General features: G+C 61.5%; 16 protein-coding genes. 12 read left to right on the plus strand and 4 right to left on the minus strand.

Features of this window, described 5'->3' with window-relative positions; translation table 11 throughout:
* The first annotated feature begins 75 nt into the window (after positions 1 to 75).
* The 7 genes from BLU85_RS14960 to BLU85_RS14990 all read left to right on the plus strand — a co-directional run bounded on the left by BLU85_RS14960 (position 76) and on the right by BLU85_RS14990 (position 7,388).
* Positions 76 to 366 (plus strand): c-type cytochrome, encoded by a 291-nt coding sequence (locus BLU85_RS14960; protein WP_038980343.1) that lies wholly within the window; start codon positions 76 to 78, stop codon positions 364 to 366.
* A 46-nt stretch (positions 367 to 412) separates the two neighbouring features.
* Positions 413 to 1,024, plus strand: coding sequence for a c-type cytochrome (locus BLU85_RS14965; protein WP_092200103.1), 612 nt, complete (start codon positions 413 to 415; stop codon positions 1,022 to 1,024).
* Between the two features lie 187 nt (positions 1,025 to 1,211).
* On the plus strand, positions 1,212 to 1,853 hold the full coding sequence (locus BLU85_RS14970) for a thiol:disulfide interchange protein DsbA/DsbL (protein WP_092200100.1): 642 nt from the start codon (positions 1,212 to 1,214) through the stop codon (positions 1,851 to 1,853).
* Positions 1,854 to 1,868: 15 nt separating this feature from the next.
* A complete protein-coding gene (locus BLU85_RS14975) occupies positions 1,869 to 2,747 on the plus strand; it encodes an endonuclease/exonuclease/phosphatase family protein (protein ID WP_092200097.1) in 879 nt (292 codons plus the stop codon).
* Entirely contained in the window at positions 2,744 to 4,816 is a 2,073-nt protein-coding gene (locus tag BLU85_RS14980) for a diguanylate cyclase (RefSeq protein WP_092200094.1), read from the plus strand. The genes BLU85_RS14975 and BLU85_RS14980 overlap by 4 nt, the downstream gene beginning before the upstream one ends.
* A gap of 103 nt (positions 4,817 to 4,919) precedes the next feature.
* Positions 4,920 to 5,699, plus strand: coding sequence for an N-acetylmuramoyl-L-alanine amidase (locus tag BLU85_RS14985; protein WP_092200091.1), 780 nt, complete (start codon positions 4,920 to 4,922; stop codon positions 5,697 to 5,699).
* Between the two features lie 75 nt (positions 5,700 to 5,774).
* Positions 5,775 to 7,388 (plus strand): EAL domain-containing protein, encoded by a 1,614-nt coding sequence (locus tag BLU85_RS14990; RefSeq protein ID WP_092200539.1) that lies wholly within the window; start codon positions 5,775 to 5,777, stop codon positions 7,386 to 7,388.
* Positions 7,389 to 7,406: 18 nt separating this feature from the next.
* Here BLU85_RS14990 and BLU85_RS14995 read toward each other — a convergent pair whose 3' ends face one another.
* Together BLU85_RS14995 and algB are read right to left on the minus strand one after the other, a co-directional pair.
* Positions 7,407 to 9,197 (minus strand): ATP-binding protein, encoded by a 1,791-nt coding sequence (locus tag BLU85_RS14995; protein ID WP_092200088.1) that lies wholly within the window; start codon positions 9,195 to 9,197, stop codon positions 7,407 to 7,409.
* Between the two features lie 10 nt (positions 9,198 to 9,207).
* The gene (gene algB / locus BLU85_RS15000; RefSeq protein ID WP_053126909.1) at positions 9,208 to 10,554 is read right to left on the minus strand and encodes a sigma-54-dependent response regulator transcription factor AlgB; all 1,347 of its coding nucleotides are present in this window, start codon (positions 10,552 to 10,554) and stop codon (positions 9,208 to 9,210) included.
* A 437-nt stretch (positions 10,555 to 10,991) separates the two neighbouring features.
* Here algB and BLU85_RS15005 point away from each other — a divergent pair, with 437 nt between their 5' ends.
* From BLU85_RS15005 to BLU85_RS15025, 5 genes are all read left to right on the plus strand, one after another.
* Positions 10,992 to 11,276: a hypothetical protein gene (locus BLU85_RS15005; RefSeq protein WP_092200085.1), complete on the plus strand. Its 285-nt coding sequence runs from the start codon at positions 10,992 to 10,994 to the stop codon at positions 11,274 to 11,276.
* 80 nt (positions 11,277 to 11,356) lie between these two features.
* Positions 11,357 to 11,521 carry a DUF1328 domain-containing protein gene (locus BLU85_RS15010; RefSeq protein WP_003177151.1) on the plus strand — a complete coding sequence of 55 codons (165 nt, stop codon included), beginning with the start codon at positions 11,357 to 11,359 and terminating at the stop codon, positions 11,519 to 11,521.
* Between the two features lie 2 nt (positions 11,522 to 11,523).
* Positions 11,524 to 11,988, plus strand: coding sequence for an inhibitor of vertebrate lysozyme family protein (locus tag BLU85_RS15015; RefSeq protein ID WP_092200082.1), 465 nt, complete (start codon positions 11,524 to 11,526; stop codon positions 11,986 to 11,988).
* Positions 11,989 to 12,701: 713 nt separating this feature from the next.
* The gene (gene gltP, locus BLU85_RS15020; RefSeq protein ID WP_060739872.1) at positions 12,702 to 14,033 is read left to right on the plus strand and encodes a glutamate/aspartate:proton symporter GltP; all 1,332 of its coding nucleotides are present in this window, start codon (positions 12,702 to 12,704) and stop codon (positions 14,031 to 14,033) included.
* A gap of 317 nt (positions 14,034 to 14,350) precedes the next feature.
* Positions 14,351 to 15,580, plus strand: coding sequence for a nucleoside recognition domain-containing protein (locus tag BLU85_RS15025; RefSeq protein ID WP_092167832.1), 1,230 nt, complete (start codon positions 14,351 to 14,353; stop codon positions 15,578 to 15,580).
* 5 nt (positions 15,581 to 15,585) lie between these two features.
* Here BLU85_RS15025 and BLU85_RS15030 read toward each other — a convergent pair whose 3' ends face one another.
* Together BLU85_RS15030 and BLU85_RS15035 are read right to left on the minus strand one after the other, a co-directional pair.
* Entirely contained in the window at positions 15,586 to 16,218 is a 633-nt protein-coding gene (locus BLU85_RS15030) for an ABC-type transport auxiliary lipoprotein family protein (RefSeq protein ID WP_092200079.1), read from the minus strand.
* Positions 16,215 to 17,153 (minus strand): MlaD family protein, encoded by a 939-nt coding sequence (locus tag BLU85_RS15035; RefSeq protein WP_092200077.1) that lies wholly within the window; start codon positions 17,151 to 17,153, stop codon positions 16,215 to 16,217. Before BLU85_RS15035 ends, BLU85_RS15030 begins: the two co-directional genes overlap by 4 nt.

A 17,153-nucleotide genomic window follows, 5' to 3' on the forward strand; every position in this document is an offset into this window, starting at 1 on the left:
TGAAGCTCACGGGAGCGACCGACCGAAATTGCGCATTAGAACGCAGCTCGTTCCCAACCCTGAAAAGGTCGTTTTATGACGAAATGGCTGCTAGCTGCCGGTGTCTTGATGCCGCTTTACAGCGCTCAGGCTACACAGGATCCGGAAGCTGTGTACAACCGTGTTTGTGGTGCCTGTCATTCCGGCCAACTCCCCATGGCGCCCCGCAAGGGTGATCAGGAAGCTTGGACGCCGAGGTTGGCGAAAGGTATGGAGACGCTGGTGCAACACGTGACCCAGGGTTTCAAGGCGATGCCGCCGCGTGGTTTGTGCATGGACTGCAGTGCCGAGGATTACCGAGCCATCATCCACTGGATGAGCGAGTAAACCCGGTCCATAACTCTTTAACCCTTAGCCGTAGTTGGATTAGCTGATGAACAAACTGATCGTGAGTCTGCTGTTGACCTTGGGGATATCCGGCGTAGCCCACGCCGCTGGCGATGCCGCTGCCGGTCAGGCGAAAGCGGCCGTATGCGGGGCCTGCCACGGCCCGGATGGCAATAGCATGGCGCCCAACTTTCCGAAACTGGCGGGCCAGGGCGAGCGTTACCTGAACAAGCAACTGCACGACATCAAGTCCGGCAAGCGCACGGTGTTGGAAATGACCGGCCTGCTGACCAACCTGAGCGATCAGGACCTGGCGGACATCGCGGCCTATTTCGCCAGCCAGAAGGGCAGCGTCGGCGCCGCCGATCCAAAACTCGTGGCTCGCGGTGAAGCGCTGTTCCGCGGCGGCAACCTCGACAAAGGCTTGCCAGCCTGCACCGGTTGCCATTCCCCGGATGGCAAAGGCAACGCCGCTGCCGGTTTCCCACATCTGGGCGGCCAGCATGCCCAGTACGTTGGCAAGCAACTGACCGACTTCCGCAAAGAAGAAGGCGGCCGGACCAACGATGGCGACACCAAGCCCATGCAGAGCATTGCCAAAAAGCTGAGTGACGAAGATATCGCGGCCCTCTCCAGCTACATCCAGGGCTTGCACTAAGGGCGTTGGAGGGGATACACCTCTTGCAACGTTAACGCTCGATTAATCTGTCGATGCGAGCATCAAAAGGGTGGCTTTGGCCGCCCTTTTTTGTGGCCGCTACCGTTACACTAGAGAAACTGAACCCGCTACGGTCTGTCTTAAGAAGCAGGTCTTGCGAGGCCCCCTCATTGTCCAGGAGTAAAGCATGCGTAATCTGATCATCAGCGCCGCGCTCGTCGCCGCCAGCCTGTTCGGCATGACTGCCCAAGCGGCTGAAAAGCCCGCCGCCCCCTATGTCGAATTGACCAACCCCGTTGCGGTGGCAGAGCCTGGCAAGATCGAAGTCGTGGAGTTGTTCTGGTACGGCTGCCCGCATTGCTACGCGTTCGAACCGGTCATCAACCCATGGGTCGATAAGCTGCCGTCGGACGTTAACTTCGTCCGCATCCCCGCCATGTTCGGTGGCCCATGGGACGCTCACGGCCAGATGTTCCTGACCCTCGAAGCCATGGGCGTCGAGCATAAGGTTCACGCGGCGATATTCAACGCGATCCAGAAAGAAGGCAAGAAGCTAACCAAGAAAGAAGACATGGCCGATTTCCTGGCGACCCAAGGCGTGGACAAGGAGAAATTCCTGGCCACCTTCGACTCCTTTGCCATCCAGGGCCAGATCAAGAAGGCCCGTGACCTGGCGAAGAAGTATGAGATCACCGGTGTACCGACCATGATCGTCAACGGCAAATATCGCTTTGACATCGGCTCTGCCGGCGGTGCCAATGAAGCGCTGCAACTGGCCGACCAACTGATCGCCAAAGAGCGAGCGGCCACCAAGGCTGCCGCCAACTAAGCGCGGCCCACGCCCATGGCCCGCTGGAGTAGCGAACGCATCGTTGGCCTGCATGAACCACGGGTCAACGAGCACCATGTCACGTCCACGGGCCTGCCTGGCGACAGCCGCTTGCGGCTGCTCAGCTTCAATATCCAGGTGGGCATCAGCACCGAACGCTACCGGCATTACCTGACCCGCGGCTGGCAACACTTGCTGCCGCACACCGGGCGTGCCGGCAACTTGCAGAAAATCGGCGACCTGCTCAAGGACTTCGACCTGGTAGCCCTGCAAGAGGCCGACGGCGGGAGCCTGCGGTCAGGCTATGTCAATCAGGTGGAACACCTGGCCCAATTGGGTGCCTTCCCCTACTGGTACCAACAACTCAATCGCAACCTCGGACGTCTCGGCCAGCACAGCAATGGCGTGTTGAGTCGTTTGCGTCCCTGGGCGATCGAGGACCATCCGCTGCCGGGCCCCAAGGGACGCGGGGCGATTCTCGCGCGTTTCGGCGAAGGTCCGGAAGCGCTGATCGTGGTCATGATGCACCTGGCGCTCGGGGCGCGTACCCGGACGATGCAGCTGGCGTACATTCGCGAGCTGATCGGCGGCTACAAGCACCAGATACTGATGGGTGACATGAACACCCACGCCAACGACCTGCTGCAGACCTCGCCCCTGCGCGATCTCGGTCTGCTCGCACCCCAACTGGAGGCGACATTCCCCAGCTGGCGTCCCCAGCGTTGCCTGGACCACATCCTGTTGAGCCCGACCCTGACCCTCGAACGCGTCGAGGTGTTGGCCCAACCCATTTCCGATCACCTGCCGGTCGCGGTAGAAATTCGTTTGCCGGGTTCGCTCACGGTCGATGCATTCCCCGCGCTGAGTACTGCCCCTCGCGGATCCGATGAATGAGCGACGAAGCCGAACGCTGGAGAGAGAAATACTTCAAGAGCATCGAGCAGCAGGAAAAGCTCGAACGCCGTTGGGATGCTCGGCTCGACTTGCTGCGTCGTGGCCTGGTGCGCAGCACACTGGCCGCCGAGGGCACTGATCGGGTCGTCGACCAATGCATGAAAGAGATGCGCGAGGTGGTGCGCACCGATGACATGGACGCCGGCCTCGCCGCCCTGCTGCCGCGCCTGGAAAAAGCCGTACTCGATTCCGAGCAGCGCCGCGAAACCCGCATCGAGCAGATGAGCACCGCATTGACGGCCCTGGTGGCCCAGTTGCAAAGCCTGCCGCTGCCGAAGGAAGTCAGCCGGCCCCTGAAGAAATTTTCCAAGCAGTTGGAAGAGCGGGTCGGCCAGGCCCGGGAGATTCCGCTGCTGCTCAGCGAATTGAGCGGTTTGCAAGGCAAGGCCCTGAGGGTTCTGGACGCCCCTGTCGAACCGAGCCGCCCTGGATTGCTGCAACGGCTGTTTGGTGGCCAAGGCCATGAGGACGCGCCGCCCCAGCCTCACGAGCCTGCCCAGGCCAGCGTGGCGCCCGCGGCAGACACGTCCCTGCCGCTAGTCGTTGAGCCGGCAGTTCACACAGCATCCGTCGCACCAGCACCAGCACCAGCACCAGCACCGTCGGTAGCGGAGCAAGCACCCACGCTGGAGGTAACGCCCGAACCGGTCGGCCAGGTTACGCCGCAGGCCGAACCCGCGCCGGCGCCCGCCCTGGCACCAGCAGCCGAAGAGGCTCAGCCGATCGACGAGCCGGACGAAGCCGCCGAGCCAGTCCCCTTGCCCGCGCTGGTCGTCGCCGACGAGCTCCCGGTAGCGGCACCCACCCTGGAAAATCCCGACGAGCTGATGCCCGAGGAGGCGCCACAGGCCCTCTCCGCCCCCTCGGCACCTCCAGCAGAAGCCGAGCCTGACGCGCCCGCGCCCTTGACCGCCGCCGATGTGGCTGACGCCCAATACGCCCTGCCCGACTCGCCTGAACCGTCCTACAGCTCGGTCGCCAAGCACATCGAAGACACTTTGCTGGGCCTGTTGGGCGACCTGACCTTGCCCGAGCGTCATCGGCCACAAGCCGAAGCCATGCGTGAGCGGTTGCGAAATGGCTTGAACTGGTATGAACTGCTACCGATCCTCGATGATCTGGCGGTATTGATGCTGGCCATCACCGACACCGGCCAGCATGAGTTCGAAGCGTACCTGCAACGCCTCAACGATCGTCTCGAGTCCTTCCAGAGCAGCCTGCAGGCCGCCAGTGAAGACCATGCCGACAACCTTTCGGCCTCCCGGGAAATGGACACCCAGATTCGCGAACAGGTGGACGGCCTGCAAAGCAGCGTGCAACAAGCCGATGACTTGGAAGGCCTCAAGCAGGTGCTTGAGAATCACCTCGAAGGCTTGCTCGGGACAATGGACCAGCACCGCCGGCAACGTGATCAACGCGAGCAGGAAGTCTCGACGCGCCTGAAAAGCCTGGCCGATCGCGTCGCGCTGATGGAGCAGGACGCCCAGGTCGTGCGGGAAAATCTTGAGGAACAGCGGCAGAAAGCGCTGGTCGATCCGCTCACCGGGTTGCCCAACCGCGCCGCCTGGTCCGAGCGTCTGGAGCATGAAGTCGTCCAGTGGCAGCAGCACGGCAACAGCTTGCTGCTGGCCATGCTCGATCTCGATCATTTCAAGCGCATCAATGACAACTACGGCCATCTGGCCGGGGACCGGGTGTTGAAACTGATCGCCTCGGTCCTGCGCAAACGCCTGCGTGGCGGCGATTTCATTGCGCGTTTTGGTGGCGAGGAGTTTGTCCTGCTGGTGCCGGATACCCCCCTGGCGGCTGGCGCCAAGCTGGCCGAGGCGCTGCGCCTGGCCATCGAAGCCTGCCCGTTTCATTTCAAGGGCGAACCGGTGACGGTGACGGTCTCGGTGGGCATGACGGCCTTCAAGCCGGGCGAACACAGCGATTCGGTGCTTAAAAGAGCCGATCAGGCGCTGTACCGGGCCAAAAATGCCGGACGCAACCGCGTGGAGCTGGGCTGAGGGCTAATTGTTCCAATTTGTTTAATATCGTCCCACGTACCGGATCATCGCGGGGCGATACGTTACACTGTTGCATTACTTCCAGCGCGTAATGCCTTCCGCCATGAAATTTTTCTCGCTCATTGTTTCTTTATTTATCCTGGCCGGCTGCACCAGCGGCCCTCGGTTCGACACCAGTCACCCCTCCGTCAACCATGACAACCGCATTCAATTCGTGGTGGTGCATTACACCTCGGCGTCCCTGGAGCGTTCGCTGGCCCTGCTGACCCATGGCGAAGTCAGTGCCCATTACCTGATTGGCGACGATAAAGACGCGACGATCTACAAGCTGGTGGATGAAAGCCGGCGCGCCTGGCACGCCGGGGAAAGTGAATGGGAAGGCCGGACCTGGCTCAATTCCAGTTCCATCGGCATCGAAATCGTCAATCCGGGTTTCGTCGACACGCCCACCGGGCGTCTCTGGTATCCCTACAGCGAAGCTCAGGTCCAGGCCTTGACCGTCTTGCTCAAGGACATCATCCAGCGCAACGGGATCAGCCCGCGCAGCATCATCGGCCACAGCGACATCGCGCCCCTGCGCAAGCTCGATCCGGGGCCGCTGTTCCCCTGGAAGCGTCTGGCGCAAGCGGGCCTGGGGGTTTGGCCGGATGAACAGGCCGTCGCACGCCAGCAGGTTTTCTTCGCCACGCAGCTACCCCCTGCCAGTTGGTTCCAGGCCGAGCTGGCCCGTCTGGGCTACCCGACGCCCCAGACCGGCGAATGGGACGTAGCCACCCACCACGTGATGGCCGCTTTTCAGATGCACTATCGGCCGACTCGCTTCGATGGCATGCCGGACCCGCAAAGCGCGGCGATTCTGCAGGTACTCAACCAGACAAAATAATGACGCCCGTCCGACGAATCGGGCCAAATTCAAATCAGAAGCTATAACTCATTGGTAACTTTCGGATTACCCATGATGACGGCTGCGCGCGAAACCTTACAGAGCTGGCTCCATCGCCCCTTGTTCCTGGCGATGATGGCGGCTGCCCTGAGTACGCTCCTACTGCTGACGGGCAGTCTGTTCGTGGTCGTGGAGCAGATCCAGCAGCGGGAAAGCGACCAGATGAATGCCCAGGGCGAGCGCTTTCTGCAACGGCTGGAACAGCTTTTCGGGCAATTGCGTGAAAGCCTCGACGACCTGCAAAACCAGCCGTTGCGCGGCTGCGACGATGACATGATCGCGACCTTGCGAGAAGTCAGCTTCAATTACCGTTTCGTTTATGAGGCGGTGTACATCGATGGCAGCGGCGTCTGCTCCAATCGTCCGCGCCAAAGCGGGTTGTCGGTGGCCCGTCCGCCCGATCTTCGAGGCCCGACCTACAGCTATTGGCTCAATACCACCACCGAACCCAACGAAGACCGCGCTGCGTTGATGCTGGGCCGTGGCAATTTCCGAGTCGCCACCTCCCGGGGGCATTTGGCCGACGTGGTCGACCTGCCACCGGGCAGCAGCCTGCTGGTGGTCCTGGATCACGGCACGCGGGCGATTCCCGTGTTGGGCACCCAACAATACTGGCCGCCCACAAAGCCTTGGCCACCGAAAAGCCAGAATGCCTTGCAGGTGACGCAGACCCAGCTGATTTATCGGATGCCCACCGACAGCCCGGAATATCAATTGGTGCTGATCGCCCAGCGCAACGGTTTCAAGGTGCCGGCCTATGCCTGGTGGATGTTGCCCATCAGCCTGGTGCTGGGCCTGGGGATTGGTTTCCAGGTGTTTCTGCTGGCGCGCCATCGCCAGTCCATGGACGCCGAACTGCACGGGGCCATCCGGCGCGGTGAATTGCAGGTGCTGTACCAGCCGATTTTCGACCTGGACAGCCGTAACTGCGTCGGTGCCGAAGCCTTGCTGCGCTGGCGACGACCGGACGGCACCCTGACCAGCCCGGACTTGTTTATCCCGATGGCCGAAAACACCGGGCAGATCCGCCAGATCACCGATTTCGTGCTGCAGCGGCTGTTCGATCAATTGGGCCAGTTGCTGCGGGCCAATCCGCAGCTGTATATCTCGGTGAACCTGGCGGCCTGCGATGTGATGGTGCCGCGTATTGGCGAAGTGATAGCTCGCCTGCTGGCGTTGCATCGGGTCTCGGCGCACCAGATTGCCTTCGAAGTGACCGAGCGTGGGCTGATCGATGTGTTGGTTGCCCGGGATAACCTGCAATCGCTGCGCGACGTTGGGCATCAGGTGCTGATCGACGATTTTGGCACCGGTTATTGCAGCCTGGCCTACCTGCAAACCCTGCCGGTGGACTGCCTGAAGATCGACAAGGCCTTCATCGACGCCTTGGGTCACGATGCCGCCAGCAGCGGCGTGGCTCCGCACATCATCCGCATGGCCCACGCGCTGCGGCTCAAGGTGATCGCCGAAGGCATCGAGCATGAAGCCCAGGCCTCTTATTTGAGCAGCGAAGGGGTGAGGTTCGGCCAGGGCTGGCTGTTCGCCCATGCCCTCAGCGCGGTCCAGCTCATCGAATTGATTACCCGTGGCCGACGCCTGCGTGGGCGTCGCCTTGATGATGAAGCCTAGGTTCCCCAGGCCTTGCGCTCAGACCGTCAGCGCCATGTAGAACTGCGTGCCCTGCCCCGGCCTTGAATAAACGCCCATGCGTCCGCCGTGGAGCTGGACGATCTCCTTGCACAGGGCCAGACCGAGGCCGGCGCCACCCTTCTTGCGTCCGACCTGGACGAAAGGCTCGAAGATCCTTCCCTGTTGGCCGTAGGCAATGCCTTCACCGTTGTCTTCGACACTGATGATCACCCGCTCGCCGTGGCGTCGGGCCTGCAGGCGTATCTGGCCGTCTTCGCCGGTGTGGCGCATGGCGTTGTCGATCAGGTTATCGAGCACCCGGTCCAGTTGCGCAGCGTCGGCATGCAGCCGCGGCAATGGGCCCTGGATCGCCACCAGCAGCTCGATACCCTTGGCTTGGGCCTGCTCGGCGAACCGCAGCCGGGCCTCTTCCAACAGGTCGTCGATGGAACAAGGCGCCAGGGTCAGCTTTTGCAGGCCGTTCTGGTAGCGAGAGAAATTCAGCAGGTCGTTGATCAGTTGCATCAGGCGCTGCATTTCTTCCGTGACGGTGTTGAGCAGGTCGGCCTCGCGGGACTCCGGCGGGAAGTGCAGGCGCTCCTGCAGCAGGCCGAAGGCCATGTGCATGCCCGTCACTGGCGTGCGCAGCTCATGGGAGGCACGCAGGACGAACTCGCTGCGCACCCGTTCGAAGGCGCGCTGTTCGGTGACGTCATGCAGCACCATGACCGCGCCGAGGATGTGGCCCTGGGTGTGGCTGACCGGCGTGAGGCTGTAGGTCAGCACCCGCGACTCGCCATCGACCTCGATGGTCAGGTCTTCCGGCGCTCGCTCCAGGGTTCCGCCGCGCAGCACCAGGTGCAATTCTTCATCCAGCTCCAGGCGTCCCAGCGCCTCGCCGAGCCCTTGGCCCAGGCGCGCCTCATCCCAGCCCAATTGACGCTGGGCCACCGGGTTGAGGTGCTCCAGCTGGCCTTGGCGATCGATCATCAGCAAGCCGTCGTCGATACTGTCGAGCACCGCTTGCAAACGCTGCTGGCCGGCGAGCAGTTCATCGACATTGGTGGCCTGATGTTCGCGCAGTGCCTGGGCCATGACCCCGAAACGACGGGTCAGCAAATTCAACTCGGCGGCGGAAGAAACGGGCAGCGTGACCTCGAAATTGCCCTGGCCGATGTCATCCGCCGCTGCGGCCAGCGCCTCGATCGGTGCGCCGAAACGCCGGGCAAGGCCATGGGCCGTGATAAAACCGATGACCAGGACCGCAAACCCCACCAGCCCCAGCAACCCGGAAATCCACAAGGCGCGTTCGCGCGCGCGGTCCTGGGTTTCACCGATCTTGGTCAGGGCCTGGCGATAACCTTCGATCAGTCCATTGCGCAGCACGTTGAATTTTTCGGTGAGGTCCTTGATGCCCGTGAGCTGTCTCGGTTGCTGGCGAGACGCGGTGAAGGCCTCGAGAAATTCAACGTAGTCGGCCTTGGCCCTGCTGAAGCTGGTGGCCGTGTTGTCCAGCTTTCTTTCGTGGGCGATCCCTTGGTCGATCAACGCCAGGTATTGCCGCTCGGATGCCTCCAGAGCGGCCAGGTCGGGGTTGTCGTCGAGCATGATGATCAACTGATCGCCGAGGGTCTGGCGCAGCTTGAGACCCAGGTCCAACAGGATGAAGTTGTCGCGTACCGATTGTTCCTGGGTATTGGCCATTTGCATGACGCTGACCAAGCCAAGCACCAATCCCAGCAATGCCACGGTGATCAGGGCCGAAATACTGAGGAACAGCCGTGTACGCAGCTTCATCGCAAGTTTCATAAGGTGTCGCTCACAGGTTGTACTGCTTGCGTTTGCGATACAGCGTGGAGGCATCGATACCCAAGGTCTTGGCCGCCTGATCGAGCGTGTCAGCCGTGGCCAGTACTGCCCCGATGTGGGCCTTTTCCAACTCGTCGAGGCTCAGTGCGGCACCGATGCGCGGGGCATTGTTGACTGGCTGCTCGGCCATGCCCAGGTGACTGATTTCGACTTTTTCCTGCGGGCAGATGATGCTGGCGCGCTCGACCACGTTGCGCAATTCGCGAATGTTGCCGGGCCATCGGTAGCCTAGCAGCGCTTCGCGAGCCTCGTCGCTGAAGCCCCGGGCCGGGCGTGCGTATTCCTTGACGAAACGGGCCAGGAAGCGGTCGGCCAGGGTCAGGATATCTTCGGCGCGCTCACGCAACGGTGGCAGATGCAGGGTGATGACGTTCAGGCGATACAGCAGGTCTTCGCGAAAGCGCCCGTCGCGCACCATGTCCTCGAGGTTGAGGTTGGTGGCGGCGAGAATCCGCACGTCGGCGCGGCGAGTGACCGGGTCCCCTACCCGCTCATATTCCTTGTCCTGGATGAAGCGCAATAACTTGGGCTGCAACGTCAGGGGAAAATCGCCGATCTCGTCGAGAAACAGCGTACCGCCGTCGGCCTGGTTGACCCGTCCCAGGGTACTTTCGCTGGCGCCGGTGAAGGCCCCACGGCTGTGGCCGAACAATTCGCTTTCCATCAATTCGGCGGTCAGCGACGGGCAATTGATGGTGACGCAGGACTTTTTCGCCCGCTTGCTCCAGCCATGGATCGCCCGGGCCAGTTCACCTTTACCGGTACCGGATTCGCCGAGGATCAGGATATTGGCGTCGGTGCTGGCGACCTGGCGGGCGGTCTCCAGGACGACCTTCATCGCCGGGCTATGGGAATCGAGACCGTCCTTGGGTTTGCGTACTTCCCCTTCCAGGGCTTCGAGCCTTGCCGACAGCTGGCGCACTTCCAATTGCTTGGCGGTGGCCAGTCGCAGTTGATCCGGGCTGCAAGGCTTGACCAGATAGTCGGCGGCCCCGGCCTGGATCGCATCGACTGCGGTGTCGACGGCCGAGTGGGCGGTGACGATGACGACCCGCATCCAGGGCGCCTGGATGCGCATTTGTGCCAGTACATCCAGGCCGTTGTCCTCCCCCAGGCGCAGGTCGAGAAAACACAGGTCAAACACCTGGCGTTGCAGCAGTGTGTCGGCCTGGGCGGCGCTGTTAGCGGTGGCGACGGTATAGCCTTCGTCTTCCAGGCAGTAACGGAACGTACGCAGGATGGCGGACTCATCGTCTACCAGCAGAATGCGGCCTTGGTGCTCAGTGGCGGATTCCATTTTCCTACGCTCCTTTAATGAATGATGTTGGTTAGTGTCAGAAAAATCGGGCAAGTTGCATGGTCGATTCTGAGGGGATATTACCCATCGAACCTGCCTCTGTGGACGTGTGACTCCTAAAAGACTGATTTGAGTTCCTTTTTTTCTTGTTCGTAAGGGTCGGACGGTTCGCATCGCTGATTCCGACGGCTGCGTCTGACAGGAAATTCCAAAACAACCTTACGCCTTTTCCTTCCCATTCGTGCAATACGCACGACGTGCGCGTGGGCCATCGTGCAGGATGCGTTCCCCATGTCTCTCAATCATTTATTAACTAATTGATTTTAAAGGGATTTAACTCTTAAAAAATCCTGGCACGCCGACTGCAATGCTTTGGTCAACGTGGCGTGAGAGCGCCTCAACCAGATCACCACACCCGGGTGGGGAGGAATTTCAGGATGAATCGTCAATGTGCCGTGCAGTTTCGACTCTCTTCCTTGAACGTCCAGCAGGGCTTATGGGCTGCACTGGCCTTGCTGGTCACGCTCGTGATTGGCCAGCAATGGTTGCTCTGGCATGAACGTCAACAGCCAGAAGCGCCACAGGTGTCCATTTACCGTGCCCCACAAACCCATTTCACCGCCGTCAGCGTCGCAGAAGCCTCCGCTTCCATGCGCATGATGGATGTCGATCAGGCTCAGCCAGTGACCGATATGCCGCGTGAAGAGCGTTGGGTGTTTTAACTCGATGTACCGGTCGTCCACTGTGCCGGAACCATCACCGCGAGACCCTCACTAAATAGAAAAGCGTAAGGAGAATCACCATGTTGAGCTGGGCAATTACTTTCCTGATCATTGCCATCATCGCCGCCGTATTGGGCTTCGGTGGTATCGCAGGCACCGCCACGGGTATCGCCAAGATTCTCTTTGTCGTGTTCCTGGTGATGTTCATCGCTTCCTTCTTCTTTGGCCGTCGTGGCCGAGGCTGACCATGAGCGTTTCATTCAAAGGACTGGCCGCCGCCCTGTTGCTGGGCGGCAGTGCCGTGGCAATGGCTGCCAATGACGGACAAATGCGCGCCAACCAGTTGCTGGAGGCGGACCCGCAATACCGCGAGACTTGGCAGCATGTCGTCAAAAAAGAAGAACGCCTGCCCGAATGGGTGATGAACCTGTCAGGCGATTCGGAACAGATGAATGCTGTCGAGGAGGACGGCGACAAGTACCTGGTGGGGCCGCTGTGCGAAACCCAGGCCACGTGTCGCAGCAAGCGGCTGATCGTCGCCTTCAGTTTCGACAAGGACGAGGCCTACGCCATGTTGGTGGAAGTCCCCGCCGGACTGCCGGCCGACAAGTCGCCGACCCGTCATGCCGACTACCGTTTTCTCGGTGATCCCGATGAAGGTATGCAAAAACTGTTAATGGAACAACTCAAGAAAGACCCGAACTGGTACTGATTTTGAAATGATTTTGAAAATGGGAAAAGCAGCCTTGCTTTTCCCTGTTGCACAGCCCGAGGAGGGCCCGTGCATGACCAAGGGGCTGGGACGTTCTGGCGGATGGGCGTCGGAGTGACCTACGGGCACAAGGGGTGCCTGCGAAAGGGCCGGGTCAGGTAAAAGCTGCGACGCAAGTTCGCAAAGCCCTCACGGCTTGGCGAACTTGCGTAGAGCTTCGTCTCACACCATGCATGCCCAGAGCGGTTGCTCGATGCTGGCGTCGCAAGCAGGCCGCGATGCGGCATTTTGTCTCCTTCGGCCAATTTATTGCCCTTTCCCTGACCGTATATCGGAGAATACCGAGACGATTTCACTCCTGGGTCGCGTCTCGATCCGTTGCCGTTTCATCGACTCCTCACGCCTGGAAGAAAAAGCCCGGCTACGCTGAAATGGCCGGTTCACGGCACTTATGCCAGCAAGAATGTCGCATTCGAACCGCTCGTAATGCGGGTTTCGTTTGGAAATTCTCATGCCGATTCGGCATAGGGTAGGCGTTTACGGCATTAGACGAGCCCCCCTGGCATCGCAATAGTTGCGCCTTTTTTCGCCTGCCAGTAAGCCGCTCATGCGCTCGGGGTGACCTTATACGGGGGCGGTGGCGCAAATGTCTTTTCGTCAGCGACGAGCCGTTCGCGCCACTGCCCGAGTCCAACTGAAGTAAGGGTAACGATATGAAGAAGGCACGACTAAGCCTCGCCTGGCAGATCCTCATCGGTCTGGTGCTCGGGATTGCATTGGGCGCGCTGCTCAACCATTTCAGTGCCGAAAAGGCCTGGTGGATCAGCAATGTGCTGCAACCGGCGGGCGACATCTTTATCCGTCTGATCAAGATGATCGTGATCCCGATCGTGATTTCCTCGCTGATCGTCGGCATTGCCGGGGTCGGTGACGCGAAGAAACTCGGGCGTATCGGCCTCAAGACCATTCTCTATTTTGAAATCGTCACCACCATCGCCATCGTCGTCGGCCTGCTGCTGGCCAATTTCTTCCAGCCGGGCAGCGGCATCGACATGAGCACCCTGGGCACGGTGGATATTTCCAAGTACCAGGCCACCGCCGCTGAAGTCCAGCATGAGCATGCGTTCATCGAGACCATTCTCAACCTGATCCCGTCGAACATCTTCGCAGCGGTCGCCCGTGGCGAGATGCTGCCGATCATCTTCTTCTCCGTACTATTCGGCCTGGGCCTGTCCAGCCTGCAATCGGACCTGCGCGAACCGCTGGTGAAGATGTTCCAGGGCGTGTCGGAAAGCATGTTCAAGGTCACACACATGATCATGCAATATGCGCCAATCGGTGTGTTCGCCCTGATCGCGGTGACGGTCGCCAACTTCGGCTTCGCATCCCTGCTGCCGCTGGCGAAACTGGTGATCCTGGTTTACGTCGCCATCGCCTTCTTCGCCTTCGTGGTGCTGGGCCTGATCGCCCGTCTGTTCGGCTTCTCGGTGCTCAAGCTGATGCGCATCTTCAAGGATGAGCTGGTGCTGGCCTACTCCACCGCCAGCTCCGAAACCGTACTGCCGCGGGTGATCGAGAAGATGGAAGCCTACGGCGCTCCGAAAGCCATCTGCAGCTTCGTGGTGCCCACCGGTTATTCGTTCAACCTCGACGGCTCGACCCTGTACCAGAGCATCGCGGCGATTTTCATCGCCCAGTTGTACGGTATCGACCTGTCCATCAGCCAACAATTGCTGCTGGTGCTGACCCTGATGGTCACCTCCAAAGGCATCGCCGGCGTACCGGGCGTGTCGTTCGTGGTGTTGCTGGCTACCCTGGGCAGCGTGGGCATTCCCCTGGAAGGCCTGGCCTTCATCGCCGGTGTCGACCGCATCATGGACATGGCCCGTACCGCGCTGAACGTCATCGGCAACGCCCTGGCCGTGCTGGTCATCGCCCGTTGGGAAGGCATGTACGACGATGCCAAGGGCCAGCGCTACTGGAACTCCCTGCCGCACTGGCGCAGCAAGGAGCCGCTGCCGGCGGGAGAACCTTCCAGCCATTGAGATCCATTGTGGGAGTTTGGGCCAGCAGCCAAGTGCCTGAACAACCCCGACCAATGTGGGAGCCGAGCTTGCTCGCGATTGCGGAGTGTCAGCCAACATCCATGCTGACTGATCCGACGCAATCGCGAGCAAGCTCGCTCCCACAGGAACTTTTGTCAGGCGCAGAGATTCTGAACAACCCTGGCTCCCACAGGATTTTCTGCCATAGGACTTTTGGTAGTCCCTGCGCAGCGCCAAGCGAACCCCGGAGAAATCCGGGGTTTGTCGTTTCTGCCAGCCCCGCTATCATTCGCCGCATCTTCCGGGGGATTTGACCGATGCTCAATGGCCTGTGGCTTGGCTTCTTTATCGTGGCAGCCGTGTCGGCGCTGGCGCAGTGGCTGATCGGTGGCAACGCCGGGATCTTCGCGGCCATGGTGGAAAGCATTTTCGCCATGGCCAAGCTGTCGGTGGAGGTCATGGTCCTGCTGTTCGGCACCCTGACCCTCTGGCTGGGCTTCCTGCGCATCGCCGAAAAGGCCGGCATCGTCGACTGGCTGGCCAAGGCCCTCGGCCCGCTGTTCTTGCGCTTGATGCCGGAAGTGCCGGCCGGCCATCCGGCGATCGGCCTGATCACCCTCAACTTCGCCGCCAACGGCCTGGGGCTGGACAACGCGGCCACCCCCATCGGCCTCAAGGCCATGCGTGCCCTGCAAGACCTCAACCCCAGCCCGACCATCGCCAGCAATGCGCAGATTCTGTTCCTGGTGCTCAACGCCTCGTCGCTGACGCTGCTGCCGGTGACCATCTTTATGTACCGCGCCCAGCAAGGCGCGCCGGACCCGACCCTGGTGTTCCTGCCAATCCTGATCGCCACCAGCGGCTCGACCCTGATGGGGTTGTTGTCCGTGGCATTCATGCAGCGCCTGCGCCTCTGGGACCCGGTGGTGCTGGCCTACCTGATCCCCGGGGCGCTGGCGCTGGGCGGCTTCATGGCGCTGCTGGCGACGCTCTCGGCCACGGCCCTGGCGGGGTTGTCATCGATCCTCGGCAACCTGACCCTGTTTGGCCTGATCATCCTGTTCCTGGTGGTGGGCGCGCTGCGCAAGGTCAAGGTGTACGAGGCCTTCGTCGAAGGCGCGAAAGAAGGGTTCGACGTTGCCAAGAACCTGCTGCCGTACCTGGTGGCGATGCTCTGCGCCGTCGGCGTGCTGCGGGCATCTGGGGCGCTGGATTTCGGCCTGGACGGCATCCGCCACCTGGTGCAATGGGCCGGCTGGGATACGCGGTTCGTCGACGCCTTGCCGACCGCCATGGTCAAGCCGTTCTCCGGCAGCGCCGCCCGGGCGATGCTGATCGAGACCATGAAGACCTCCGGCGTGGACAGCTTCCCGGCCCTGGTGGCGGCGACTATCCAGGGCAGCACCGAGACCACGTTCTACGTGCTGGCGGTGTACTTCGGCGCCGTGGGCATCCAGCGGGCGCGCCACGCCGTGGGTTGCGCGCTGTTGGCCGAACTGGCGGGCGTCCTGTCGGCGATCGGGGTCTGCTACTGGTTCTTTGGCTGAGGCCTTCAGGGGGCCGGCGTTGCGAAACGCTGGCCCTGCTCCAACGTCCAGTTCACCACCTCTACGGTCAGCCGGTCGCTGGCCCGACCAAACCCGTCCACCACCGCTGGCACCTTCACGTCGTTCAATGGCTGGCGCACTTCGAAACGGCGGCTGGCCAGGATGCGCTGGTCGAACCCTCGCACCAGCAACGCGTCCAGGCGAACCACCACGCTGGCGGCGTTGCCCTGGTACTCGGTCTGGAACGCCTGCAATTGCCCGCCCAGCTCCAGGTCGGCTTGCAGGTTGCTGTCAGCGACACTCAACAGCCGGACCCGCCCGTCCTGGGCAAAGCCGTCGAGCAGGCGGTTGCGCACCAATACCGGGGCGGGGTCGCTCCAGCGCGAGGCGGCGTAGCTGCTGAACAGGTTGCCTTGGGGAATGACCGCGATTTTCGGGCTGTTGAGCACTTCGCTGGCCTGCGGGCTGGCCAGGCGCAACGACCAGCTCACCGGCGTGCCGGCGGAGGCCGCTGCCTGGGCGGCGGGCAAGCGATAGATGTCCGAAGGCTCGGCCTTGGGCAGGATCGAACAACCGGCCAACAGGATAAACCCCGCCAGCACCAGGCCCGGACAGACGAATCGATGGAACGGTTTCATGGCGTGAATTCCTTGTCCTTGTCATTGCCCAGCAAATAGCCGCTGGGGTTGGCATCCAGGCGTCGGGATATACCGCGCAGGGCACTCAGGGTTTCGCGCAGCTCGCGCACGGCTGGTGCCAGGGCATTGAGGCCCTGCATGCCGTTGTTCAGCGAATCGCGGTTGTCGTTCAGCAGTTTGTCGAGAGTCGCCGTGCTGCGGGCCAGAGAATCCATGGCCTGGCCGGCGCTGCCGAAGGCCTGTTTGCCCTGGTCGTTGAGCAGCCCATTGGCATTGCGCATCAACGCCGTGGTCTGCTCCAGCGTGGCGCTGGCCTGTTTGCCGACGGCCGCCAATTGCTGCATGGCCTGGCGAATATCGCCACGCTGATCGGCGATGACCCCGGTGGTTTGCTCCAGATGATCGAGGGTACTGCTCAGGCGCTGGACGTTGTCCGAGGAAAACACCTCATTGGCGTTGTGCAGCAGCAGGTTGATGCTGGTCATCAAGTCATCGCTGTTGTTCAAAAGGCGGGCGATCGGCGAGGGCGCGGCGATGATCACCGGCGGTTCGCCGTCGTGCCCGGTCAATGGCGGGCTCTGGGGTGTGCCGCCGCTGAGCTGGATGATCGAGGTGCCGGTGATGCCGGTCAGCGCCAGCTTGGCCTGGGTGTCTTGCTTGATCGGGGTCTCACCGCTCAAGCGCACCCGCGCCAGCACCCGGCGCGGGTCGTTCGGGTCCAGGCGCAGGTTCACCACGTCGCCGACCTTGATGCCGCTGTACTCCACCGAGCTGCCCCTGGACAAGCCGCTGACGGCCTCGTTGAACACCACTTCGTAATCCTTGAACTCGCTGTCCACGCTGGACTTGGCCAGCCAGAGGCCGAACAGCAGGGCGCTGACCACCACAATGACGGTGAACAGGCCGATCAGCACATGATGGGCTCGGGTTTCCAT

The sequence above is a fragment of the Pseudomonas sp. NFACC14 genome, assembly GCF_900106885.1.
In the GTDB taxonomy this organism is placed as follows: Bacteria; Pseudomonadota; Gammaproteobacteria; order Pseudomonadales; family Pseudomonadaceae; genus Aquipseudomonas; species Aquipseudomonas fluorescens_AA.

Bases quoted from the DNA above. Each gene is read 5' to 3' on its own strand.
- BLU85_RS14960 (WP_038980343.1), top strand. From the start codon at position 76: ATGACGAAATGGCTGCTAGCTGCCGGTGTCTTGATGCCGCTTTACAGC.
- BLU85_RS14965 (WP_092200103.1), top strand. From the start codon at position 413: ATGAACAAACTGATCGTGAGTCTGCTGTTGACCTTGGGGATATCCGGC.
- BLU85_RS14970 (WP_092200100.1), top strand. From the start codon at position 1,212: ATGCGTAATCTGATCATCAGCGCCGCGCTCGTCGCCGCCAGCCTGTTC.
- BLU85_RS14975 (WP_092200097.1), top strand. From the start codon at position 1,869: ATGGCCCGCTGGAGTAGCGAACGCATCGTTGGCCTGCATGAACCACGG.
- BLU85_RS14980 (WP_092200094.1), top strand. From the start codon at position 2,744: ATGAGCGACGAAGCCGAACGCTGGAGAGAGAAATACTTCAAGAGCATC.
- BLU85_RS14985 (WP_092200091.1), top strand. From the start codon at position 4,920: ATGAAATTTTTCTCGCTCATTGTTTCTTTATTTATCCTGGCCGGCTGC.
- BLU85_RS14990 (WP_092200539.1), top strand. From the start codon at position 5,775: ATGACGGCTGCGCGCGAAACCTTACAGAGCTGGCTCCATCGCCCCTTG.
- BLU85_RS14995 (WP_092200088.1), bottom strand. From the start codon at position 9,197: ATGAAACTTGCGATGAAGCTGCGTACACGGCTGTTCCTCAGTATTTCG.
- algB (WP_053126909.1), bottom strand. From the start codon at position 10,554: ATGGAATCCGCCACTGAGCACCAAGGCCGCATTCTGCTGGTAGACGAT.
- BLU85_RS15005 (WP_092200085.1), top strand. From the start codon at position 10,992: ATGAATCGTCAATGTGCCGTGCAGTTTCGACTCTCTTCCTTGAACGTC.
- BLU85_RS15010 (WP_003177151.1), top strand. From the start codon at position 11,357: ATGTTGAGCTGGGCAATTACTTTCCTGATCATTGCCATCATCGCCGCC.
- BLU85_RS15015 (WP_092200082.1), top strand. From the start codon at position 11,524: ATGAGCGTTTCATTCAAAGGACTGGCCGCCGCCCTGTTGCTGGGCGGC.
- gltP (WP_060739872.1), top strand. From the start codon at position 12,702: ATGAAGAAGGCACGACTAAGCCTCGCCTGGCAGATCCTCATCGGTCTG.
- BLU85_RS15025 (WP_092167832.1), top strand. From the start codon at position 14,351: ATGCTCAATGGCCTGTGGCTTGGCTTCTTTATCGTGGCAGCCGTGTCG.
- BLU85_RS15030 (WP_092200079.1), bottom strand. From the start codon at position 16,218: ATGAAACCGTTCCATCGATTCGTCTGTCCGGGCCTGGTGCTGGCGGGG.
- BLU85_RS15035 (WP_092200077.1), bottom strand. From the start codon at position 17,153: ATGGAAACCCGAGCCCATCATGTGCTGATCGGCCTGTTCACCGTCATT.